The organism is Parasegetibacter sp. NRK P23 (assembly GCF_023721715.1).
GTDB lineage: Bacteria > Bacteroidota > Bacteroidia > Chitinophagales > Chitinophagaceae > Parasegetibacter.
Genome location: NZ_JAMDLG010000002.1, coordinates 46,750 through 71,191, shown reverse-complemented (window position 1 = coordinate 71,191; position 24,442 = coordinate 46,750). Strand labels below are relative to the sequence as shown.

The 24,442-nt window shown below is 49.2% G+C and carries 17 protein-coding genes; 8 read left to right on the top strand and 9 right to left on the bottom strand.

Going from position 1 to position 24,442, the window contains the following annotated elements; all coding sequences use genetic code 11:
- Positions 1 to 50: 50 nt before the first annotated feature.
- Complete coding sequence (gene ccsA, locus M4J38_RS16610) at positions 51 to 2,507, bottom strand: cytochrome c biogenesis protein CcsA (RefSeq protein ID WP_251760925.1); 2,457 nt, start codon at positions 2,505 to 2,507, stop codon at positions 51 to 53.
- Between the two features lie 6 nt (positions 2,508 to 2,513).
- Positions 2,514 to 2,921 (bottom strand): cytochrome c maturation protein CcmE, encoded by a 408-nt coding sequence (locus M4J38_RS16605; protein WP_251760924.1) that lies wholly within the window; start codon positions 2,919 to 2,921, stop codon positions 2,514 to 2,516.
- A gap of 164 nt (positions 2,922 to 3,085) precedes the next feature.
- On the opposite strand from M4J38_RS16605, the gene M4J38_RS16600 reads away from it, so the two are divergent.
- The 3 genes from M4J38_RS16600 to M4J38_RS16590 are packed head-to-tail and all read left to right on the top strand — an operon-like array spanning position 3,086 to position 5,354.
- On the top strand, positions 3,086 to 3,748 hold the full coding sequence (locus tag M4J38_RS16600) for a hypothetical protein (protein ID WP_251760923.1): 663 nt from the start codon (positions 3,086 to 3,088) through the stop codon (positions 3,746 to 3,748).
- Positions 3,745 to 4,788 carry an agmatinase family protein gene (locus M4J38_RS16595; RefSeq protein ID WP_251760922.1) on the top strand — a complete coding sequence of 348 codons (1,044 nt, stop codon included), beginning with the start codon at positions 3,745 to 3,747 and terminating at the stop codon, positions 4,786 to 4,788. Before M4J38_RS16600 ends, M4J38_RS16595 begins: the two co-directional genes overlap by 4 nt.
- Before the next feature lie 5 nt (positions 4,789 to 4,793).
- Positions 4,794 to 5,354 (top strand): hypothetical protein, encoded by a 561-nt coding sequence (locus tag M4J38_RS16590; RefSeq protein WP_251760921.1) that lies wholly within the window; start codon positions 4,794 to 4,796, stop codon positions 5,352 to 5,354.
- On the opposite strand, the gene M4J38_RS16585 is transcribed toward M4J38_RS16590, so the two are convergent.
- A complete protein-coding gene (locus M4J38_RS16585; protein WP_251760920.1) occupies positions 5,323 to 6,240 on the bottom strand; it encodes a DUF72 domain-containing protein in 918 nt (305 codons plus the stop codon). The genes M4J38_RS16590 and M4J38_RS16585 overlap by 32 nt on opposite strands.
- Positions 6,241 to 6,344: 104 nt before the next feature.
- On the opposite strand from M4J38_RS16585, the gene M4J38_RS16580 reads away from it, so the two are divergent.
- Genes M4J38_RS16580 through M4J38_RS16570 form a run of 3 tightly spaced genes read left to right on the top strand, consistent with a single transcriptional unit; the run spans position 6,345 to position 8,338 of the window.
- Positions 6,345 to 7,646 carry a radical SAM protein gene (locus tag M4J38_RS16580; RefSeq protein WP_251760919.1) on the top strand — a complete coding sequence of 434 codons (1,302 nt, stop codon included), beginning with the start codon at positions 6,345 to 6,347 and terminating at the stop codon, positions 7,644 to 7,646.
- A 52-nt stretch (positions 7,647 to 7,698) separates the two neighbouring features.
- Positions 7,699 to 8,007 (top strand): nucleotidyltransferase family protein, encoded by a 309-nt coding sequence (locus tag M4J38_RS16575; RefSeq protein WP_251760918.1) that lies wholly within the window; start codon positions 7,699 to 7,701, stop codon positions 8,005 to 8,007.
- Positions 7,994 to 8,338: a DUF86 domain-containing protein gene (locus M4J38_RS16570; protein WP_251760917.1), complete on the top strand. Its 345-nt coding sequence runs from the start codon at positions 7,994 to 7,996 to the stop codon at positions 8,336 to 8,338. The genes M4J38_RS16575 and M4J38_RS16570 overlap by 14 nt, the downstream gene beginning before the upstream one ends.
- Positions 8,339 to 8,350: 12 nt before the next feature.
- Here the strand turns inward: M4J38_RS16570 and M4J38_RS16565 are convergent, their stop codons facing one another.
- The 6 genes from M4J38_RS16565 to M4J38_RS16540 form a co-directional block, all read right to left on the bottom strand.
- Positions 8,351 to 9,343 carry a dipeptide epimerase gene (locus tag M4J38_RS16565; RefSeq protein ID WP_251760916.1) on the bottom strand — a complete coding sequence of 331 codons (993 nt, stop codon included), beginning with the start codon at positions 9,341 to 9,343 and terminating at the stop codon, positions 8,351 to 8,353.
- Positions 9,344 to 9,378: 35 nt separating this feature from the next.
- Entirely contained in the window at positions 9,379 to 12,078 is a 2,700-nt protein-coding gene (locus M4J38_RS16560) for a 4-alpha-glucanotransferase (protein ID WP_251760915.1), read from the bottom strand.
- A 605-nt stretch (positions 12,079 to 12,683) separates the two neighbouring features.
- A complete protein-coding gene (gene dnaK / locus M4J38_RS16555; RefSeq protein WP_251760914.1) occupies positions 12,684 to 14,594 on the bottom strand; it encodes a molecular chaperone DnaK in 1,911 nt (636 codons plus the stop codon).
- Between the two features lie 98 nt (positions 14,595 to 14,692).
- Positions 14,693 to 16,114 carry an OmpA family protein gene (locus tag M4J38_RS16550; protein WP_251760913.1) on the bottom strand — a complete coding sequence of 474 codons (1,422 nt, stop codon included), beginning with the start codon at positions 16,112 to 16,114 and terminating at the stop codon, positions 14,693 to 14,695.
- 10 nt (positions 16,115 to 16,124) lie between these two features.
- Complete coding sequence (locus M4J38_RS16545) at positions 16,125 to 17,093, bottom strand: type IX secretion system membrane protein PorP/SprF (RefSeq protein WP_251760912.1); 969 nt, start codon at positions 17,091 to 17,093, stop codon at positions 16,125 to 16,127.
- A 16-nt stretch (positions 17,094 to 17,109) separates the two neighbouring features.
- Positions 17,110 to 20,688: an Ig-like domain-containing protein gene (locus tag M4J38_RS16540; RefSeq protein WP_251760911.1), complete on the bottom strand. Its 3,579-nt coding sequence runs from the start codon at positions 20,686 to 20,688 to the stop codon at positions 17,110 to 17,112.
- A 579-nt stretch (positions 20,689 to 21,267) separates the two neighbouring features.
- Between M4J38_RS16540 and M4J38_RS16535 the strand changes: the two genes are divergently transcribed.
- Together M4J38_RS16535 and M4J38_RS16530 are read left to right on the top strand one after the other, a co-directional pair.
- On the top strand, positions 21,268 to 22,053 hold the full coding sequence (locus M4J38_RS16535) for a polysaccharide biosynthesis/export family protein (protein ID WP_251760910.1): 786 nt from the start codon (positions 21,268 to 21,270) through the stop codon (positions 22,051 to 22,053).
- A gap of 7 nt (positions 22,054 to 22,060) precedes the next feature.
- On the top strand, positions 22,061 to 24,442 hold the full coding sequence (locus M4J38_RS16530; protein ID WP_251760909.1) for a tyrosine-protein kinase: 2,382 nt from the start codon (positions 22,061 to 22,063) through the stop codon (positions 24,440 to 24,442).

The window sequence follows — 24,442 nt, the reverse complement described above, 5'->3', positions numbered from 1 at the left end:
ACCGATAGACAGGAAAAGTAACCGTCAATTCTGTTATAGAAATGCTAATTTTAACGAACCACGTTTAATCGTGGCTTCATCATCTTCACCCGCCGCACAATGCTCATCACGAAGCCGATCATCATTACAATGATACCCAGCCACAAAACATTGATGTAAGGGAAGAGATATACCTTAAGTGAAACATAGGGCAATATGGAAGAAGATTCCTTTACGCCGATCTCGATCTTTTTGTTGTCCTCACCGATTTTATTGAAGTTCACGATCAGGTTCTGGGCAAATACGGTATCCGGTTGCTGCACCATCATGCCATTCTTCACTTCCAGTGCAGGACGTGCATTGTAAGTGCGGCCATCTTTCACGGTAACCTTCAAATTGGCCACCAGCGCGGTATCTCTGGAAGTATAGCTGAACTTTTCGTCGGCAGGATTGTGGTCCACTTCTTCCAGCACCATAAAGCCGTTCGAATAGAATACCGTGTCTTTGGGCGCCAGTTCATGGGGCCGGAAAGAAGCGGTATCCTTTTTCCTGTCCAGGTCATCGGCATAACTGATGTAAGAGAACACATCTTTGTTCCAGTAATGGCGGGAATCAGGGTTGTTGGAGAACCCTTCAGCACCTTTTGTATTGCGGATCAGGTTGGGAAACAGCACGAAGTTTTCTTTCCCGTCTTTCCGTTCAAATTCAACTTTAAAATACGTGATGTTTCCTTTTTTATTCAGGGAATCCGATGTGTAGGTAGCGTTGAAGCGCCCCATATCTGTTTTCACCCCCTGAATCAGCGTCAGGTTTTCCAAAGGATTTTCTTTGCTTTCAGGACTGAAAGGCAGGTTAATACCTGTTGTATTCAGCGAAAGCACTTCCTTTTTAGAAGCGGATATGAGTATGCCCACCAGCATCATCCCGAAGCCGATATGCGCCACGGAACCACCGGCAGCCTTTAGTTTGCCGTTCAATCCCTGCCAGATGTACACCGCGTTTCCTATCAAAGCATAAAATCCGGCGAATAATGCGATATAGATGGCGGCGAGAAAGCCCGCGCCGTATTTATAGTATTCTATCGGACCAAAAATGCCCACCGCAATGGTGGCAGCCAGGGCAATAATGCCCGGAACCAATATGCTTTTGTTCACTTTTTTACGATCGGAATCTTTGTACCGGAAGAACTGCGTAATGGCCGTAAGTATCCCTGTAAGGATGGCCACCCACACCTGGATGCGGTTGTAGGAGAACTCCACATCTTCGCCTACGGCGAACTTGGTACCAAACAACTTGTTCACCACCGGTAACGAAGTAGCGATGCTAACGTACATGGCCGAAAGGAAGAAGATCAGGGAGCCGATGAACATCCAGAATTCCCTGGAATAAGTACTTTCCTCCTTAACAATGGTGGGTATCTGTTTGTACCGGTTGATGTACAGCCAGATGGAAGGTATGATAATCACGGCCAGCCAGATGGTCATCTGCGTATTCAGTCCCGCGGTCGCGAAAGCATGTACGGAAGAATCGCCCAGGATACCGCTTTTCGTGAGGAAGGAGGAATAGATTACAAAAATATATGTAAGGATATAGAACAGCACGGTCGTGCGCTGCGAATACCCGGTACTGTTATAGATGAGGTTGGTGTGCAGCCCGGCAATCAGGATCAGCCAAGGCACCAGTGAAGCGTTCTCTACCGGATCCCAGGCCCAGTAACCGCCGAATGTAAGTGATTCGTAGGCCCATGCGGCGCCCATCATAATACCCAGTCCAAGGATGGCCGCTGAAAAAAGCGCCCAGGGCAATACGGGTTTGGTCCATTCCGTGTACCTCCGTTGCCAGATGGCGGCCACGGCATACGCGAATGGTATCAGTGTGGAAGCAAAGCCGAGGAACAGCACCGGCGGGTGAATCACCATCCAGTAGTTCTGCAGCAATTGGTTCAGTCCCTGCCCGTCCTTCATAGAAGGGTGAGACATATAGGTAGAAGAAAGGTTTTGAAACGCCGGCTGGTCAATGAATTGCTGGCGTACCAGGATGAACGGGTTCAGCCCTACTTTCACGCCGAATATGTATATCCCCAGCAACATGCTCGCGATGGTGAACTGGGCGAAGCTTACCACCGTCATCACGGGCGCTTCCCAGGTTTTGGCCGAACCCATCAGGATCATACCCAGTAGCCCCTGCCACAGTCCCCACAAAAGGAAACCGCCCTCCTGCCCTTCCCAGATACAACTGAAAAGGTACTTCATGTCCATGGTCATGTTGGAGTGGTTCCAAACGTAATAGTATTCGAAGTAGTGGTTGCTGATGAGGAAGAGCAGCAAACAGAAGATCACGATAACGGAAGCGGTGTTCACGCCAAAAGCCACGCGGGCCATGCGTTTCCAGCTCAGTTGTTCGGTGAGCACCGAACTGCGTGCCGATTTAAAGTATGCGACAGTGGCCACGATGGAAGCCACAAAAGAAAGTACTGCAAAAAAATGACCTATCTGCCCCGGGAGCAGGTGTTCACCAGGATATTGCATGATTCATCAGGGGTTTGAGCTTAAACTTTTCTCGGCGGGTACCATTTCATCCTTGTACTTGGAAGGGCACTTCATCAGAATTTCCTTGCATTCGAAAACATTCGCACGCATGGTACCTTTCAGCACAAGGCGTTCGCTCATTTCAAAATCCGTGGGCTTTGTATTGAAGTAAACTACGGGGGTGGAGTTACCCAATGTATCCATTGCGGTGAACTTCATGTAATTCGGGTTCTTCAGCGGATCGTACTCTACGGGCTGCGCCTTGTCGAGCTTGGCGATAAGGTGTACGAATTTCCCTTCTTTGGCTTTCGCCGAAGCCACCGTGTCGTAAGTGGTAAGATCATTCATAAAAGACAGCAGCACCGCGATGCCGGCAGCAATCAGCAGGAGAATGACAATGTGTAGTTTCTTCATAATGTATTCAGTCTTCCAGTCTCCGCAAAGGTAGTTCAAAAAACAGTCGCCCCCCCTCCCGCACAAATCGTTATTTTTAATGTTTGTATAGAACAAATCAATGTATGGAGCCTGGAAATGATTCAGCAGAAACGTTGCAGAACCGTGCAACACAGCCCTTTTTCATGAGAAGAACATTGATACTCTGGCTCTTCATCATCGTATGCTACTGGTTCTCAAAAGGAATGCTTTTTAACGATTTATTGGCGAATCAGCGGCTGGTCTTCTTTTCAGGGCCGGAACAACAAAGCATCTGGGCCATGGGAGCCGATCTTGCACTGGGCCTTTCCCTTATCCTCGCGTTTTTTGTGCCCCAAAGCAAATGGCCGCTGGTGGCGGCAGGCATATTGTTTCCCTGCCTGCTTTTTGTGATGACGACCGGCGCACACGGCATATATACTGCACCCATCGGCTGCTGGATATTGTTCACCCTCCTGTTCTCTTCAGAAGAAAATTTGTTGCGACACTGGAAATTACTTCGCTTTGTTGCTATATCGGGAATTATCCTGCAAGGACTATTCATTGCGATAGAACCCGGCACCATGGAATTGATGTACTTTGCTGATTTTCAGAAGCCTGCTGAAGTTTACTTTATTTTTACTTTATTCGCCGTAGGATTTTTCACCCTAAAATTCGATGGCTTATTGCTTATCATATTGGCCGCGTCCATACTGTTTCAGGGCATCTTTCTACAGCATCCGGTATTACCGAAAACTTTAATTTTTGCTCCTTTCCTAAACTGGACTAACTTGCACCGGTTTTTTACCACCAGATTTGAACCGAAATGACCGATCTATCGCAGTTTGATCCCAATGGTGTGGGGCGCACGAATATGAATGTATTCGGCCTCCCTTTCTCCGAAGAAGATGCGCGGCTGGTACTCCTGCCCGTTCCCTGGGAAGTTACCGTTAGTTGCAGCGCCGGTACGGCAAGGGCCGCAGAGCATATTTTTAAATGCAGCCGCCAGGTGGACATCTTCGATCCCGATTTCCGCGATGCCTGGAAACAGGGCTACTTCATGCGCGAAAGCGATAAGAAAATCCTCCTCAAAAGTGATTATCTCCGTAAAGAAGCTGAACTGTACATCGATTTTATTTCGCAGGGCGAAGAACCCCTTCAGAATAAATTCATGTGCAAATCGAAAAAGGAAATCAACGAAGGATCGGTTTTCCTCAACAACTGGGTGTACGAACAATCCATGGAACTGCTGAACAAAGGCAAACTCGTGGGATTGGTAGGTGGAGACCATAGTACGCCACTCGGTTACATGAAAGCCCTCGCTGAAAAGCACGGCTCCTTTGGCATCCTCCAGATAGATGCCCACGCTGACCTGAGAAAATCTTACGAAGACTTCAAATATTCCCACGCCAGCATCATGTACAATGCGCTCACGGAATTGCCCGCCATCAGCAAACTGGTGCAGGTAGGTGTACGTGATTACTGCGAAGAAGAATGGGACTACATCTGCCAGAGTAATTTCCGCGTGGCCACCTTCCTCGATAAGGAACTGAAGCAACGGAGCTTTGAAGGCCAGACCTGGAAACAGGTAAGCGATGAAATCATTCAACAATTACCGGAGAAAGTATATATTTCTTTTGATGCGGACGGACTGGATCCCAAACTGTGTCCTAACTCTGGCACACCGGTTCCCGGCGGAATGGAAGCGGAACAGGCGCTTTACCTCTGCCGGAAAATACTGGAAACCGGACGAAAACTCATCGGCTTCGATCTCTGCGAAACCGGCGTTGGCGAAAACGACTGGGACGCGAATGTAAGCGCCCGCCTGCTGTTCCGCCTTTGCGGTATGCTCACCGCCTCGAATAGCTGATCACTATGAACGATACTTTTATTTTCGACCTGAAGCATAACCGGAACAGGAAATTTCTCCGCATCGGATGGTTCCTGCTTATTTTGAATACATTTTTCTTTGCATTGATCCTGAGAGGGGACCCGGAGCAACAGGAAAGTCCGCTGATTCCTGTAATACTATCTTCCTTCCTGCTGGCCGCGGCACTGAAACTTTTTTACAAACCAACCGCCCAATTTGAGCCTAAACTACTTTCCATTGTAATGCTGGTTGCGGCGCTGGGCTGGTGGCTGCTGGAACAGACACTTCCCTCACTGGGTCATTTGTTGCTGGCATTTATCGGCTGGCGATTACCCGCCAGGGCCTGTATCCAATTCCATAAAACAGGCATCACCATTCCCGCCATGCCTTCCAGGACATTTGAATGGGAGAAAATAGAACAGGTGATCTGGAAAGATGGACTGCTTACCATCGATTTCAAAAACAATGTACTGATCCAGGAGGAAACATCCACCACACTGAATGCAGCCGAACAACAACAGTTTCAGGCATTCGTTAAAACAATGACGGCTGCCCGCCATCCATAAAACGCACGGGCTTCAGCGAAGTACCGCAGTGTTTATTCAGTTCTTCCACCACATATTTACTCAGTTCAGGAGAATCTTTTTCATCGTGCTGGTGCATGAAGAAATAACATTCCTTCAAGCCCTGCTTCATCCATGAACCAATGCGCTGCACCCATTCATCTACCCTGGAATAATCTGTGGGATGCAGGTTATTTCCTACAAACCGGATAAATACACGGGGAACGGGAAGCTCCATATGTGCGCAGTCTCTTCTTCCGGAAGTATCGGTGATCACAGCGCCGATGTTCAGTTCCTGCAACAAAGCCAGCCATTCTTTCCGAAGCGCTTTGTCGGAGAACCATTGCGGGTGGCGGAGTTCAAGGAAAAAGGAAATATCAGTGGGAAGGGTGCGCAGAAAGGTGTACAGGTTTTCTTTCCGCGATGGACCGAATTGCTCACTTACCTGGAAGAATACCGGGCCCAAATGCTCGCCGAAGGCGGAGATGCCGTTGAAGAAAGCATCCATCTTGGGCTGTACATCCGGCGTAATGAGGTTGCTGTAATGACTGATGGTTTGGGGAACTTTCGGGCAGAAGATAAAATTCGTTCCAGCTTTGTCCGCCCACTTTTTAATGGTTTCCGGGCCATAAATCTGGTAATGGGTGGCATTCAGTTCTATGCTGTTGAAATGCTTCACATATTCATCCAGGAAATTCGCGTCTTTCGTGCCTTTGGGATAAATCTGCCCTACCCATTCCTTTCTTCCCCATTTGGCGCAGCCCATAAATACCTGTGTTCCACCTTTTTTGCCCGCGGCTTTTAAAGTCGCTTTGGTAAACGGCGAATCCGGGGGCAGCGAGAAATCGATCTCATCAATCTGGGCGGCGGGAACTTTTCCGAAATCCATATACTTACTTTACCCTGTAATTTGCAAATACTTCACCAAACCATCCCTCCGGTTGGCCAAAAAAAACGAACTTTGCCCTCTTTACCAAGATATACGTGTGTTTTATGGCGATCAAGTCGGCTCCTTTTTTATTGTATTCCGATGGAAACGGGAACATTTTTGAAGACACCTCCCTTTATGCCCTGGGCAGAAGTGGCTGGGATGCGTACCCCGTTCCGGAAGAAAGCTGGATCGAATTGCCCGATGGCGGGAACTTGTATGAACTCCCCGGCCGCAAAGGAATTGGCATTGATGTGAAAACAGGTGATCTCCGGCTGTGTGAAAAGGGATGGGCCGTGGCAGCTTTTGTACCACCAGCACATACCGGGCTTTTCCTTGCCGCCTATGAAACACAGGAAGATGCGCCTACCCTGCCACTGTTTTGCTATACGGCCGCCGGTTGGCTGGACGATAAATTCTATGTTACAGCGGTAAGAATTGAAAAGGATATCCGCCAGGAATGTGCCGGTTATGATGACAACATTATTGAATCGGGCGCCGACAATCTGCTGAAAGCCTATCCGCACAACCGTTTGGTGAAGCACCTGATGGAAAACTGCTGCATGACTTATAACTGTCCCGCGGCCCGCAATTTCGCCATGAGCCGTTGGGAATGTCCCGTTCCGGCTTCGCCCGCCTGCAACGCCAACTGCGTGGGCTGTGTATCTTTCCAGCCGGAGGAGGAAACCATCACGAGTCCGCAGGACCGGCTGGCCTTCAAACCCCGTGCGGAGGAAATCGTGGAATTCACCGTACCACACCTGGAAACCGCTCCCTTCCCGATTATCAGTTTCGGCCAGGGATGTGAAGGAGAACCACTGCTGATGTGGGAAACCATCCGCGAGGCGATCATCGAGATCAGGAAACACACTTCCAAAGGGAGCATCAATATCAACACCAACGGAAGTAAACCCGCCGCGGTGGAAGCGCTGTGCCAGGCAGGACTGAACAGCATCCGCGTGAGCATGAACAGCGCCAGGAAAGAGATTTACACCCCCTACTACCTGCCCAACAACTACCAATTCGAGGACCTGATCGAAAGCCTGAAGGTCGCGCGCAAATATGGCGCCTGGACCAGCATCAACTATTTCGTTTTCCCCGGCATGACCGATAGCGAAGCAGAATACGAGGCACTCCGGAAACTGATCATCGAAACCGACCTCTGTATGATCCAGTGGCGAAACTTCAATATTGACCCCGATTGGTACCTCGGTAAAATCAATGTAACAGATGCCGGAGAATGTATGGGCATCCTCCAAATGATGGACCTGATCAGGGAAGAGTTTCCGCAGTTGAAATTCGGCTACTTCAATCCCCCGATGGAAAGGATGAAAGGGAATTATGAGTTGGATTTCGCACGGGGTTAATCGCCAGGTAATACATGTTTAGCCAGCACAATTTTGTACATTTGGTATCGTAATGATACCTGTACAACATAAAAATGACGTGCTTTTATTGCTGAAGGCAAATCGTTCCAAAATAAAATCTTTTGGTGTGGAACGCCTGAGCCTTTTTGGCTCCTTTGCGAGTGGCAGCCCAAGCAAAAAAAGCGATGTCGACCTTTTAGTAGATTTCGATCCCGGTCGTAAGAGTTTCGACAACTTTATGGAATTGTCTTTTTTCCTGGAAGATTTGCTTGGTCGAAAAGTGGAACTCGTCACACCCCAATCTTTAAGTAAACATATAGGCCCGCATATTTTAAATCAGGCGGAAAATGTTGCAATCTAACCTGGAATTACTCAAACATATTACAGAAGAGATTAGTTTCATCCTGGAGAATACTGCCGGTAAAGAAAAAGATGTAGTTGTTGAAGATCCCGTTCTCTCAAGGGCAATTGTTCGCAGCCTTGAGATCATCGGTGAAGCAAGCAACCAACTAGATCCAGACTTTAAAGCGGATCATCCGGAAATTGAATGGCGAAAGATCGTAAATACCCGTAATCGCCTGATCCATGTTTATTTTGGCGTGGATTACGATATTGTGTGGGATATTATTACCAATAAGCTCCATGAATTACTAGACTTCGCAGAACAAATTATTGAAGAGGGGGGAGCGTAACCTTCCAACAGATTAATACACTGGCACACACCTGTATTCCTCAAACTTCACCCCTCCTTTTCCCGGATCTTCCGCCAATAACAACGGACCGTCCGCGTCAATATAATCGGCCTGGGGGGAAAGGTGCGCGATGGCGGCCGTTCCAATAGAGCACTCATTCATACTACCGATCATCACTTTCAAACCCAGTTCCCGTGCCTGTTTGATCATACGGCGCGCGGGGGTGATGCCGCTGCATTTCGTGAGTTTTATATTGATGCCGTGAAAATGACCTTGACAAAGCGCCACATCTTTTTCAAAAACGCAACTTTCATCCGCGATCAATGGGATCGGCGATTGTTCGTACAATACTTTCATGCCTTCCCAATCGTCTTTGGCGAGGGGTTGCTCAATTAATTCAACGCCCAGTTCCTGGAGTACTGGCAGGATGCGGAGGGCTTCCTCCAGTTTCCAGCCCGCATTCGCATCTACACGGAAGACCGCATCCGTTTCTTTACGGAGCGCCTGCATGATTGAAATATCTTCGGGCGTACCAAGTTTGATCTTGTAAACGGGCCAGGGATTTTCTTTCATTTTCCGCACCATTTCATCGATGGAAGCGATGCCGATGGTATAATCTGAAACAGGGGCATCGGCAATTTCGGTTCCCCATAACCGGTATAGGGGCATCCTTTTCAACTGGCTGAAGATATCCCAGGCGGCCATATCCAGTGCGCACACCACGAAAGGATCGTTGGGCAACAGGTGGTGCAGGTAATGCCAGTAACGTTCCGGCTCCGTGAACGCGAACTTTTCGATGAACATCTTTTTCTGTTCCAGTACCGCCGCCATTTTTTCAGTGGTCACATCATAATAAGTGATAGCCGGCGCTTCGCCCCACCCCGTGAGTCCGTTCCAATGTAAACGTACAATCAGCGTGGGCTGGTGCGTTTTTGTCCCTTTCGAAATGGTGAAAGGATATTTGAAAGGCAGTTCGTGCAGTTTAAAATCTAATCTGAAAGGCATCTTCAAACCTACATGAAATTTTTCACTCTGCTACCTCATCCCCTTCCGCTTTGACGGATATAGGTTTGTATTTCCTCCGTGAAAGTTTTTTGCCGGAGCAGTTCCTCCAAAGGAATGTGCATGCGGTAGCGCCAGTAGTTTTTCGGATTTGCAGGCACATTGATGCGCTCCTCGTGCGGGTTCTCCCTGCGCAAACGTTCATCAATGCCTAATATGTCCTGTACCTGGAAAACGCACCACATGGCCGGTGAATACAGGTGTTGTAACAAGATGGCTTTATTGATCCACGCTTCACAGAAATGCGGCGCTTCGCCCCATTGGCCTAAAACATGGTTGTAGAACTCCTGTGTTCGCGACCGGTCCTCTTCCCACCAACCGCGGATCGTACTCATATCATGTGTGGCGGGTGTGATCACGGAAAGATAGGGCGCTGTGGAAGGATGGAAAAAGCTGGTATTGCCTTTGGGCATCCGCTGGATTTCCAGACTCAGTATCCCGAGTTCTTTCATCACGTCGGGCACACAGGCGGGCACCAGTCCCAAGTCCTCGCCGCAGATCAGCATATTTGTGGCAGCTTTCAGGTCGGGCAGTTTGTGCATCGCTTCTTCCTTCCAATGAAAATCCTGGCGGCGAAAGAAATAATCTACATACAATTCTTCCAACTGCGTTTTGGTATAATGATCCAGTTCGCGGAACGAAATCGTCTGTTGCATACCGAAACGGAAATGGAACATAGCTAACGGTTCCTTTTCATCCGGGAAGAAGATTACATTGGACAACAGGTCGTACAAACCGGTCTTGAATTTGTGCTGGTAATCCCCCGGTTCGAGTTGATGGAACCAGGCTTCTACTTTACGTTGTGTATCGAAGCCGGGACGCATTTCATAGAGCCCTTCTCCAACATGTTGTACGAAGTGTGTTTTAATGTGCTCCGCGTCGCCATCGAACAGTTCCCAGATAATGGCGTCGTTGATGAATGGCTTGCAGAAGCGCGTATGATCGAATGATATGCTCCTGGCGGAAATTTCATTGATGTGCACAGGCACAGCGGGCACAAACCGTCCCATGATGCCTTCCACCGCGTGCAGGGGTATCGACCAGATGCGGAAGAATCCGAGAATATGATCGATCCGGAAAGCATCAAAGTAATGACTCATCTGCTCGAAGCGTTTGCGCCACCAGGAGAAGCCGTCTTCCTGCATCTTTTTCCAGTTGTAGGTCGGGAAACCCCAGTTCTGTCCTTTCACCGCGAAATCGTCGGGCGGCGCGCCGGCCTGCTGGTCCATATTGTACAGAGATGGGTCCACCCAGGCATCAGCACTGTGGCGGTAAATGCCAATGGGTATATCGCCTTTAATCACAATGCCTTTACCATGGGCGTAAGTAACGGCCTCCTCCAACTGAAGGTGCAGGTGATATTGTATAAAGTATTGGAACCCTATTTCGTCAAAATGTTTTGAGGCGCGGGCCGTTAGTTTACGGATGCTTTTTTCCTCGTACACACTGTGTGTTTTCCAGCGGGTATAATCGGAAGTACCATACTTATCCCGCAGGTAACAGAAAGCCGCATAAGGCTCCAGCCAGTGTCTGTGTTGCTGAAAGAAGCTTTTGTAAGATTCATCCTGGAATACTTCTTCTTTCAACGCATCATACAATTCCCGGAAAGCGCTCCATTTGAACTGCATCACTTTTTCATAATCCAGCTCCGGTAAATCGTTGAGCGTTTTCCTGGTTTTGCGCCATTTCTTGACCAGCTTATCCTGTTCTTTACCCGCGAGTTTTTCGGGGTTCAGGTAGATGGGATGCAGCGCGAAAGCAGAAACCGCGGCATACGGATAAGAATCTGTCCAGGTATGCGTGGCGGTAGTATCGTTAACAGGAAGAATCTGGATCATTTTCATCCCTGCGCGGTGTGCCCAGTCTACGAGCAGTTTCAGGTCGGGGAACTCACCCACACCATAACCATTGCCGGTTCTGATGCTGAATACAGGAACGGAAACACCTGTTCCGCGCCAGGTGTTGTTGGGCAGCAAGGCGAATCCGTCGTGAAGTACCTGCACCTTTCCTTTGGCTGGGGCATCGAACAGTATCCTGTTGTTCCCGTCTTCGAAACGGATGAATTGTTTCTTCTTCAGGTGATACACACCATATTTATACGCCACCGGAAAAGGTTGTCCTGCCAGGTTCAGTTTGGCCGTCCACCAATTCCCTTCTTTGTTCAGTATAACCGGCGTTTCGGTGCTCCAATCGCCAAGCGCCGGCATACTGCCACAAAGGCAAAGCACTTCATCCTTCTCCAGCAATGGCGCTTTTACACGGAAAATATGTGTGTTACCACGCCAGGCTTTTTCTTTCAGTACAGCCGATGGTAAACGCGGGAAAAGTGTTTCCTGGAAGGGCGCGGTATAAAATACATTCTGAAATTCACCACTATAGTTCCATGTATCGGTGAGGTGCAGCTCCTGCGCGGTGATGCGGGAAAGATCGATCACACGGTCGTTTTCCCCTTCGGGATGCAGTGAACCGTCATCCGAACGGAGGTAATATTTATAGTGTAAGGAAGTTTGTTGAACCGGGTCCACCTCTATCCTGGCCATCCAGCATTCATTGTTGAGGTAGGTCATTTCCAGCAACTCAGATTCCTTTCCTTTCTCATGGGTCATAAAGTTCCCATCCAATAGCATCAACTGGCCAAACCGTGTGTGGTAGCGCAGATAAAAACAGATCTTCATCATCAGTAATTTATAATCGGCCGCAATGCAGGCGAAGCATTCGTATCGTGTACAATATACACATTCTTTTCAAATGAATGTGCGCACAGGTAAGATTTATGAAAAATGGGACGCAGATATTGAGCCAGGCGCGGCTGGGGCGGAAGGTAAGCATTTTTGGGGGAGAATTGCGGGAAGTGGGTAAATGGTTCACGCAGAGGGTAAGGAAGGTGAAAACTTCCACGCAAAGACGCTAAGGAGCAAGGACGCAAAGCGTTGTTTGTGTTTTATTAGGCTCTGTTTTTGTGTTGTTTGTTTCTCGCAATTGCTTCATACCTCGCCACGGCGCAACGCGGAGATGTGAAGAAAAGCCCGTAAAGACGCTGGAAATTTTCACGCAAGAAGTTGCTGCGAAGTAAGATGCTAAAAAATAATACAGTTGCACAAAACGCAAGGCTTTGCGTCTGCGAGGAACGAAGCAGTGCTCCTTTGCGTTGCGAACTGCGTAGCAGGAAGCAATTGCGTGAAAAAATAATCTCTCGTAAAGGTGCGGAGGCGCAAAGCGATAGCCTAACAAAAAGGCGCGTCTTCTGCAGACGCGCCTTGAGATTATGCTAAAGCTATAATACTTACTTCACTTCTTCGAACTCGGCATCCGTTACGGTATCGGAAGCACCGCTGGAAGCGTTGCCGGCATTACCTTGCGGACCAGCATCAGGACCGGGCTGTGCGCCTTCCTGGGAAGCCTTGTACAGGTCTTCGGAGGCGGCGGTCCAGGCGGTATTGATTTCAGCCATAGCCGTATCGATGGCGGCGATGTCCTGTGTTTTGTGCGCTTCCTTCAATTTGGCGATGGCCGCTTCGATGGGCGCTTTTTTATCGGCAGGAATTTTATCACCGTACTCTTTCAGTTGCTTTTCGGTCTGGAAGATCATGCTATCGGCCTGGTTGATCTTTTCCACTTTTTCCTTTTCTGCCTTATCTGTGTCTTCGTTCGCTTTGGCTTCAGCCTTCATTTTTTCGATCTCTTCTTTGGTGAGACCACTACCAGCTTCGATCCTGATCTTCTGTTCTTTCCCGGTTCCTTTGTCTTTGGCACTTACGTGCAGGATACCGTTGGCATCGATATCGAAAGTTACTTCGATCTGGGGAACGCCACGCGGTGCGGGAGGAATATCAGTGAGGTTGAAGCGGCCAAGGCTCTTGTTCTGGTTGGCCATGGGGCGCTCACCCTGGAGTACATGAATCTCAACGCCAGGCTGGTTGTCGCTGGCGGTAGAAAATGTTTCTGACTTCCGTGTGGGGATAGTGGTGTTGGAATCGATCAGCCTGGTCATTACACCACCCATGGTTTCGATACCGAGGGACAGCGGCGTAACGTCGAGCAGGAGCACGTCCTTCACTTCGCCGGTAAGCACGGCACCCTGTATAGCAGCGCCAATGGCCACTACTTCATCGGGGTTCACGCCACGGTTGGGCTTTCTGCCGAAAAACTTCTCTACAATCTCCTGCACTTTGGGAATACGGGAGGAACCACCCACCAGGATCACTTCATCGATCTGGGAAGTAGACAGTCCGGCATCTTTCAGCGCGGCCTCGCATGGTTTCAGGCAACGCTCGAACAGTTTATCGGCAAGTTGCTCAAATTTAGCGCGGCTCAGTTTTTTCACCAGGTGTTTGGGCACGCCATCCACCGCGGTGATATAAGGGAGGTTGATTTCTGTTTCAGAAGAAGAGGACAGTTCCACTTTTGCTTTTTCAGCGGCTTCTTTCAGGCGTTGCAATGCCATGGGATCTTTGCGGAGGTCCACGTTTTCATCGTTCTTAAACTCTTCCGCGAGCCAGTCCATGATCACTTTATCAAAATCGTCACCGCCAAGGTGGGTATCACCGTTGGTAGATTTCACTTCGAACACACCGTCACCGAGTTCCAGTACGGAGATATCGAAGGTACCACCACCGAGGTCGAATACCGCTATGCGCTGGTCAGTTCCTTTTTTATCCATACCGTAAGCCAGGGCCGCGGCGGTTGGCTCATTCACGATACGGCGCACGTTCAGGCCCGCGATTTCACCGGCTTCTTTGGTAGCCTGGCGCTGCGCGTCGTTGAAGTAGGCCGGAACAGTGATCACGGCTTCCGTTACTTCCTGGCCGAGGTAATCTTCGGCGGTCTTTTTCATTTTCTGCAACACCATCGCGGAGATTTCCTGCGGGGTGTACAGGCGACCGTCTATGTCAATACGTACGGTATTATTGTCACCTTTCGCTACTTTATAGCTCCAGTGGCTGATTTCTTCGGAAACTTCGTCGTGGCGGCGTCCCATAAAACGTTTCACCGACATGATCGTGTTGTGTGGATTGGTAATAGCCTGGCGTTTGGCAGGATCACCCACTTTTCTTTCCCCGTTCTTCAGGAATGCAACAATGGAAGGAGTTGTTCTGCGACCTTCATCGTTAGCGATCACCACCGGCTCGTTTCCTTCCATAACGGCCACGCAGCTGTTTGTTGTACCAAGGTCTATTCCAATAATCTTTCCCATATTATCTTTTTTCGAATTATGAGTTAATGTCGATTATTGTTGACAATGATTGTGCCACCAGCCTATATTATGCAAAAATGGCAGGAACTGACCGGGCATTAATTTTCCGGGTCATATATCACCAGTTCGGTCCTCCGGTTGAGCCATGCCGTGGAAGGGTCGTCTTTTTCAGTAATGGGTTTATCTTTTCCGTAGTAACTGAGTACCATCCGTTCTTTAGGGACGCCCCGGCTGTTCATGTAGTCAAATACCATCTGGGCGCGTTTTTTTGACAGGGGCGTATTGTACACACCACTTCCACGCAGGTCGGTATGTCCTTTCAGGTGCACTTTCATGCCGGGATTATTGCGCAACAGCCCTACTACACGGTCAATTTCCCGGAAGGCGCTGGCGGTGAGCGCATAATCGTCGTATTCAAAATACACCACGAATTTGCGTGCATTTTTAAAGGTCATGGGATCATCGGGATCATAGGGTTTGGGGGAAACGATATCGTCTCTGTCTTCCCAACCGCCATTGTCACCCCATTCTTCCGCTTTTTTCTTTTTGCGTTCTATGGCTTCAGGGCCATCTTCTTCCTGCTGATATTTTTTCCGGGAGGAATCCGGTGGCGCACCGTAATAATAGTTGTTGGTAATATTAATGGTGGTTACGCCGCCATTTTTCCCGTTCGCGCTGGAATCATTTTTCTTATCGTCCTTCTCTTTCTCTTTGGCTTCTTTTTTCTTCTTTTCTTTTTCTTCGGCTTTTTTGTTCTTGAGCGGAATATATACGCCAGCCGTGTACATCATTGTATTGGCGATATTATCCGTCATCCCCATCCCGTAAGCCGCCTGCGCATGCACCATGATCTTTGGCCCGGAATATTTAAAGCCCATTCCCAGCGGCGCACTCATGTATGATTCTCCGCCCACCAGGCTGTTGATACCTGCTGTAATATAGGGCTGTAGTTTGAACTGCGGTTTAAGCAGGTGGAGGTAAAAAGCCGCGGCGCCCGTGTTGTACATCCTTGCTTCGGTATTTTCCACCATCGTGGTATCGTTGGTTACATGGCCGTGTCCGATACCGATATCGATACTGAAAGACAATCTTCCGGAGAGGTTTTTATAGGCCGAAGCGGATGCGGAAAGAACGGATTTATCGCGGAACGACAATTCATGCGCGCCACTCAGCACCTGGCTCCTGTTCTTTTCGTGCATACCAAAATCCACCGCCTGCACCTTCAGCATGGGCGAAATGAACCAGCGCTTGTCCCAGGCGGGTTTTGTGGTCGCGGCCTTTTCTTCTTCCGTTTTGTTTTCAGCGGAATCCAATGTGGAATCATTCCCTTTGAGCAGGGAATCGACCATCGCGTTCACCCCGCTGATGATCGTATCCACCACCTGCACGATGCTATCGGGCTTCATCCCGCCTTCGGGTAGGGTATCCCGTTGGGAATGGGTGCCATATTGCCAGGACGCACCATTGTTTCCTGCCATCAATCCAACAAAAACGGCCAGGAGGAATATTGTTCTTTTCATATCGGAAAATTTAGAAATCGAAGCGCAGCGCCAGTTCCATGCCATTCCTGCGCACCGCCGCCGCGTTGATACTGGAAATGTTCACATCATACCCCAGGGCGATGATGGCCTTATCGTACCGGAGTTCTACGGATGGCACGAGCGCGTCATCGTAACGGTAGCCCATTCCAATACCAATCCCCCCATCAATACCTTTCAGTTGTTTGAAGTACACCCCGTTAAAAAAGTGTTTGTACGCTTTTCCCTGCCAGTTGAGGGAAGAATTGAACGCGCATTCATCTTTTTCCGGTGTAATGAATTTATAACCAGCTTGGATACCCAGTCTTCTGTGCTGCCTGAAATCTTCGGTCTTGATTTCGTTGGCGAAAGGCCGGTTCGCGTTCATGACCGATGTGCCGATGTACCAGTTCCCGGAAGTGCTGTTGCCGAAGACCGACAAACCCGCGTTCATGGAAAAATAATTGTAGGACCAGCCAGCCGCCAGCGCATCGTTACTCACGGATCCCTCGATGGGACCATACTGGTCGTACTGGTCACCGAACGCGATCATTGAACCTGTTTTCAACCGGCTCTGAAAGTAACTGCCTTGTGCACCCGCAGCTATATAAATACCGTTCCCGCCCAGCGGTACCGCGTAAGAAATACCGAGCAGTCCCAGCGTATTGTTCAGCACATCCTGGTTGCTTTTATCGGAAGCCGCGCCAATACTCAATCCCAGGAAGCCGCCACTCCCCTCTTCTCCCCCGCCGATCCCCATATCAAACATGGCGCTGGTGCTGTTGTAAGCGATCAGTCCGTCGTAATTGATGTTGCGGTAGTTCAGCTTCACACTTCTTTTCTGCTCCGTTTTCAGCGCAGGATTGTACCAGGTGGTCATGTCCTGCGCACGGGAGAAATTGATCTCCTGGGCCGAGGAACGGGTTCCTGCCATGCAAAGCAGTGCCAGCAGAAAGTTGCGTATGATGTAAAAGTTTTTCATCGGTTTATGTATTGGATCAGCGAACGAGGGAGAACATGCCCCTTCTTTTCACTGGATGGTTATCTTTATCGGTTCCGGTTATGATCCAGATATAGGTTTCATTGGGTTGAATCACCCCTTTGAAGCGACCGTCCCATCCCTTGTTCGGATCGGCGGTGGAAAAGAGCAGGTTGCCCCACCTGTTGTAAATGCTGAAGTAAGTGAATTTGATGGGTGCCGTAATGATGGGCCGGATGATATCGTTCCTGCCATCGTTGTTGGGTGTGAACACACGGGGCACCCAAATATCCGGGGTCACGAATTTCACTGTGGCGGGACTTCCGTTCTTGATGGATTTATCCTCGACATCAGCGGAGAACTGCACCTGGCCGGGCGTTTGGCTGATGATATATATCTGCGCGTCCCCATTCGCATCCGTCATCACCGGTTGCGGCGTTACGATTTCCCCGTTTCCGGAAGCGATCCTGAAACGTACGTTTTTATTGGGCAGCACGTTACCATCGGGCGCCACCACATGCGCCTTGATGCTGTTCTTTTCCGTACCATCGGCCAATGCATTATCATCCACCACCAATAAAACGGTGGCCGGATTATCCGTATCGGGCTGCCAGATGAATTCAACCTCAGCGGGACTTCCTTTTATAATCTCCGTTCCGTTCACATTCGCTTTCAGGCGAACCATTCCCGCCACCGTACTCGTAATTTCGATCAGCGCTTCTCCATTGGCATTCGTGGTAACAACGGAGGAGCCTACAATGGTACCTGTTCCATCCGTGATAAAGAACTCCACCGTTTGATTGGGAACGGAATTGCCGTTCATATCTTTCACCACGGCTTTTATACTATTGGTGGCCGTACCATTGGCTGCTGCGTTGTTCGTTACCACCACCAGTTCAGTTCCGCCACCGGCAGACATATCAGGCACATCCGGTACAAACGTTACCACCGCGGGACTTCCATTCACAATGGGTGATCCGTTCACTTCGGCCCGGATGCTCACATTGCCCGCGACAGTGCTGGTAAGTTGAACCACCGCTTCTCCATTGGCATCGGTGGTTACTGTCGAACTTCCGACAATTGTACCGGTTCCATCTGTGATAAAGAACTCCACCGTTTGATTGGGAACAGGATTACCATTCGCATCCTTCACCACGGCTTTCACACTATTGGTGGCCGTTCCGTTAGCGATCGCGTTTGTAGTAACCACACTCAAAACCGTACCGCCACCAGCGGATACATCCGGCACATCGGGTACAAAAGTTACCACGGCCGGGATTCCATTCACAACGGGTGTGCCGTTCACTTCGGCGCGGAGGCTCACGTTACCCACCACGGTACTGGTAATTTGCACCGTAGCTTCTCCATTCGCATCTGTAGTAACTGTCGCCGAGCCAACAATAGCACCTGTTCCATCTGTGATAAAAAATTCCACCGTTTGGTTGGGAACAGGATTGCCATTTGCATCCTTCACCACCACCTTCACACTGTTCGCAGCGGTTCCATTGGCGGCCGCATTGTTCGTGACCACCACCAGTTCAGTTCCGCCACCGGCGGACACATCGGGGACATCGGGTACAAATGTGACTACCGCAGGACTTCCATTCACGACAGGTGATCCATTGATATTCGCGCCAATACTTACGTTACCGGCAACCGTGCTGGTAAGGGTGATCAACGCTTCTCCATTGGGACCGGTCATCACGGTATTGCTTCCCACTATATTTCCGTTGCCATCTATGATAAAAAATTCCACGGCCTGGTTCGCTACAGGGTTTCCGTTCGCATCTTTCACGATGGCTTTCACACTATTTGTAGCGGTTCCGTTGGCCACCGCATTGTTGTCTACCACCAGTAATAAAGTTCCGCCACCCGCTGAAACATCCGGTACATCGGGCACGAACGTCACCACCGCAGGGCTTCCGTTTACAATGGGCGATCCGTTTATATTCGCGCCGATGCTTACATTGCCGGCAACAGTGCTGGTAAGGGTTATTAAAGCTTCTCCATTGGGACCGGTATTAACAGTACTACTTCCTACGATGTTTCCGTTTCCATCAACGATAAAAAATTCCACCGCCTGGTTGGCCACGGGATTTCCATTCGCATCTTTCACGATGGCTTTCACACTATTTGTAGCAGTACCATTCGCTACAGCGTTGTTATCCTCTACTATCAATAGTGTACCTCCACCTGCTGATACATCGGGCACATCGGCCACAAACGTAACAATGGCGGGGCTTCCGTTCACAATGGCCGTGCCGTTTACATTCGCGCCAATGCTTACATTGCCAGCAACCGTACTCGTGATTTCAATTATTGCTTCCCCGTTCGCATCGGTGGTAACGGTGGAAGTACCCACTATATTTCCGTTTCCGTCTATGATAAAAAACTCCACGGCCTGGTTCGCCACGAGGTTTCCATTGGCATCACGTAAAGTTGCTTTTACACTGTTTACAGCCGTTCCATTGGCAATAGCATTCGTGGTCACCACGCTCAGGTTGCTGCCACCACCCGCCGAAACATCGGGCACATCGGCCACAAACGTAACAACGGCGGGACTTCCATTCACAATTGGCGCTCCATTCAATTCAGCCGTAATACTTACTTGTCCGGCGACGGTGCTGGTCAATTGAATTTCCGCTTCCCCGTTGGGACCGGTGACAACCGTTGATGAACCTACAATCACGCCAACACCATTGTAAATAAAAAACTCCACGGATTGATTGGCCACGGGGTTTCCGTTCGCATCCACCACGGTCGCCTTCACACTATTGGTAGCCGTTCCATTCGCCACCGCATTGTTCGTAACAACGCTCAGCGCAGTTCCCCCGCCAGCCGACAGATCGGGCACGTCGGCCACAAACGTAACAACGGCAGGACTTCCATTCACAATGGCGAGTCCGCCCAGGTTGGCGATGATACTTACCTGCCCGGCGACTGTGCTCACAATATCAATGTACGCTTCTCCGCCGGGACCCGTATTTACCGTATGTGACCCCATCAGGGTTCCGGTTCCGCTCAGTATCTGGAAGGTGACAGGCTGGTTGATGATCAGGTTACCATTCGCATCCGTTACATGCGCCTTCACCCGGTTGGTGGCCGTTCCGTTGGCAATGGCATTGTCGTGTACTACTTCAAGATAAGTATCCTCCACCACCACGCTCACCGGTCCCGGAACGAAGGTTACGGTAATGGGATTGGAGAACTTCAACAGTTTACCTCCTACCCTCGCTTTTATCGAAACGTTCCCCGCGGTATTCACAGAGAAAGACAACAACGCATCGCCGCTGGCATTGGTGAACGCAGTAAAGAAAGTGCCGTTCACTTCAAAAGACACTTCCTGATTCACTACAGGATTGCCAAACTCATCCACGATGTGCGCCTTCACTGTATTGGTAGAAGAACCATCGGCCACGGCCAGGTTCGCCACCACCACGAGCCTGGTATCGGGATGGTCCACATCGGGCACCCCGGGAGGCTTTCCGGCCAGCACCATGTTGGCGGAAAGCAGCAAACAACAAAACAACGCGAAAGTCCTGAACACGGACGTTTGCTGTTGCATGAAGCTTTTCTTCAGCAGTATGAAAGAGTACATAAGCATAGATTTATCCGATCAGCGCAGCCAACCGGGTTGAAGCAGGAAACAAGCTTTCTGTAAAAACTATAAGCGCGACTTTTTGAATGCGGGTGAAAGATGGTTCACTGAACCGCGCGTAAGTAAGGATGTTATCATATACTGGATTTTAGTTTCGGGGTTGTATGCTTTCAAAGGATTGAATGACACAAACAAACTTAGTAAACTAATAATTCACTTGCAAGCACACACGAAAAATGAATGGTCAGTAAAAATTTTTTATAATTTTTTTTAGCCGGATAAGGCTTAAAATTTTCCGTATCTTATATTATATATGCATGCTACTGCATTCACCCCAACTTTAGGTGTAAATACCTAACACCATTAGTAGGCTTTACCAGAAAACCTCTCAAACACTTACCACACAAGCATTCCACACAACTGCTAACTGCTCATCCGTAATAAATTTTTTAGATTTCATTTTTCTGCTGAACGATTGCAGGATAGAAAATTGCACGCTAAATTAGCAACCACGGACGACGTATATCCACGCTTTTACCAATTACATTCAATATCCAAACGTATATGGGAAACCATTTTATGAAAGTATTCATACCTGCCGTGCTATTAGCAACGGTCACCTCCTGCGGAACCGCAAAGAAGATAGCGTACCTTGAAGATGTTCCGGATTCATTGTACAACAACACCTTCACCACCACAGTTTCCACTTATACGGACCCGGTAATTAAACCCAATGATATCCTACAGATATCCATACTTACATTGGATCCGCAAGCCAACAGTATCCTTACCGCGGCCAACTCCGCAAGCTTCGCCGTTCAATCCGGCAGCATCAGCGCTTCCGCACCGCAATCCATTAACGGCTTCATGGTCGATAAAGAAGGTAACATCGAACTTCCGCTGGCGGGGAAAATAAAAGTTCAGGGCAGCACCACCACCGAAGCGAAGGAAATGATCAGAAACCGCATCGCCGCACTGTATCGGGATCCGGTGGTCAGTGTACGGTATATTAATTTCACGATTACTGTACTGGGTGAAGTGGCGCGTCCATCCAGCTATACTGTTCCCAATGAAAAAATTTCCGTGCTCGATGCCATTGGCATGGCCGGAGACCTGACGATCTATGGCAAGAGAGACAACATCCTCCTGGTAAGGGATTCAGCGGATAAAAAGATTTACGCCCGGCTTGACCTTAACGCATCATCCATTACGCAATCCCCGTATTTCTATTTACGACAGGGAGATGTATTGTATGTGGAGCCGAACAAGGCGAAGATCGCGTCTACTGACGCGCACCGTTCCAGAAACATCACCCTGGCCGCTTCGGGCATATCGGTACTGATCATTTTACTTACCCGGTTATAAAAATCCTATGCATACCACAACACCTTATAAACCTTTGGCGAACGAAGAAAACGAAACAGAACAAGGCGTACTTTTCTTCCGGAAAATAGCAGGAAAATTTTTCAGCTTATGGCCCTGGCTCATCGTATCTGTTGCCGTCTGTCTGGGACTTGCATTCGTATACCTGAAACTGGCTTATCCGTCGTACAAAGTACATGCATCCGTGCTGGTGCAGGACGATAAAAAAAGTACCAGTTTCGGCGAGGCCGGTCTGTTGGAAGATTTTGGCCTGGTGGGGAAGAGTACCGTAGACAATGAAGCAGAGATATTCAAGAGCAGGGCACTGATGGAAGAAGTAGTGAAGAAACTTTCGTTGACCGTAAACTATTCGGTTTCCGGGAAACTAAAAACCACTGAATTGTACACCGCCAGCCCTGTCCGGTTGCAATTCCTGGACTCGGTTCATGAAAGCATAAAAGCCCCGGTTCAATATACTTTTCAATTTGATCCGAAAAGAATAACCCAATTCAAACTGGAAAACGCCGGAAAAAAATACGCCGGAAAACTGGGCGACACCTTGTTGCTTCCTGAAGGCAGCGCTATACTTCACCCCGGACCAGGCTTTGCGAAGTGGAACGCTCTAAATACGTTGAACATACAGGTTCGTCCCTTCGATCTCGTCGTGCAGCAATATATGTCCTCCTTAAAAGTGGAGATACCGAACAAACAGGTAAGCGTCATTTACCTCAGCCTGAACAACAGCATACCTGAAAAAGGAGAAGCCATCCTGAACGACCTTATCGTTTCCTATATGCAGGCGAATGTGAACGACAAAAACAGGATCGCCGACAGTACGATGAAATTCATTGCCGACCGGTTAAGGCTTGTAACCGGAGAATTATCAGGCATAGAAAAGGATATCCAGACGTTCAAAACGGACAACAAACTTACGGACCTGGCCACGCAGTCTACCCTGCTGCTGCAAAACACCAGCGAATACGCGAAACAACAGACCGGACTTGAAGTACAGTTGTCGGTAGTAAGCGCCCTTGAGCAATTCCTGCAGAACAATATGAACAACAGCCGCGTGGTCCCCTCTTCCCTGGTGATGCAGGACGCGGGATTCATATCGCTGGTACAACGTTACAACGAAATGCAGTTGCAGCGCGACAAAGCGCTGATGGGGCTTACGCTGAAACACCCGGTGATTGAGACGATGGATGAACAATTGCGTAACCTTCGGCTAGAACTCTTAAGCAGCATCGCATCCGTGAAAAAAGGAATCGAGATCAGCGTGGCGGAACTCAAAAAGCGCACGGACAGTTTTGAGAGTCAGGTCAGCAAAGTGCCGGCAAAAGAGAGAACCTACCTCGATTTCACACGGCAGCAATCCATCAAACAGGAGCTCTATCTTTTTTTACTGAAGAAGATGGAAGAGACGGCGATTTCAAAGTCGGCCACCATTGCCAACGCCCGGATCATCGACCAGGCCAAGGCCAACAACCTGCCTATCAGTCCGAAGAAAGGCCTCATCCTGCTTTCAGGTCTGCTGGCTGGTTTGGTCATTCCTTTCTTTATCAGTTTTGGCAAAGATATCTTTAACAACAGGATCGATTCCCCCGAAACTGTCGCGGCCCTCACCAACGCCCCTGTTATTGGCGAGATCGGGCACAACGATGAAGGCTCGCATGTGGTGATCTCCATGAAATCAAGGCGTATTATCTCAGAGCAATTCAGGTCGCTGCGCACCAATATACAGTTCCTGTTGCCCGGCGATCACCAGAAAACCATCCTTGTTACCTCCAGTATGAGCGGCGAAGGAAAATCTTTTCTTTCCATCAACCTTTGCGCCACGCTTGCGTTGGCCGGGAAAAAAGTGATCCTGCTCGAACTCGATTTGCGTAAACCGAAAATATCGGAAAACCTTCAGCTGGAAAAGAAGGGATTCAGCAATTACATCATTTCTGCCGGTAACGACTGGCGGCCGTGGATCCAACCTTCCGGCACCTCAGACAGTTTCGATGTGCTTTCTTCCGGCTCGCTTCCGCCGAACCCCACCGAGTTGCTGATGTTGCCGAAAACAGTCGAGCTGTTCCGCGAACTGAAAGAGGAATACGACTACATCATCATCGACACACCGCCCGCCGGAATGGTTACTGACGCGGAGATTCTGGGCGCTTTCGCCGACGCAACCTTCTATATCGTGCGCCACCGGCTGACATTCAAACAACAGGTGGCCCTGATCGAGAAATTCTTCCGGAAAAATTCCCTGCCGAAAATAAACGTAGTGGTAAACGATATCCAATTTAAAAAGAAGCCTTACGGATATGGTTACGGATACAGTTACGGCTATGGCTATACTGAAAATGAACAATCCCCTAAATCCAAAAAAAGAAATAAACGCGCATAA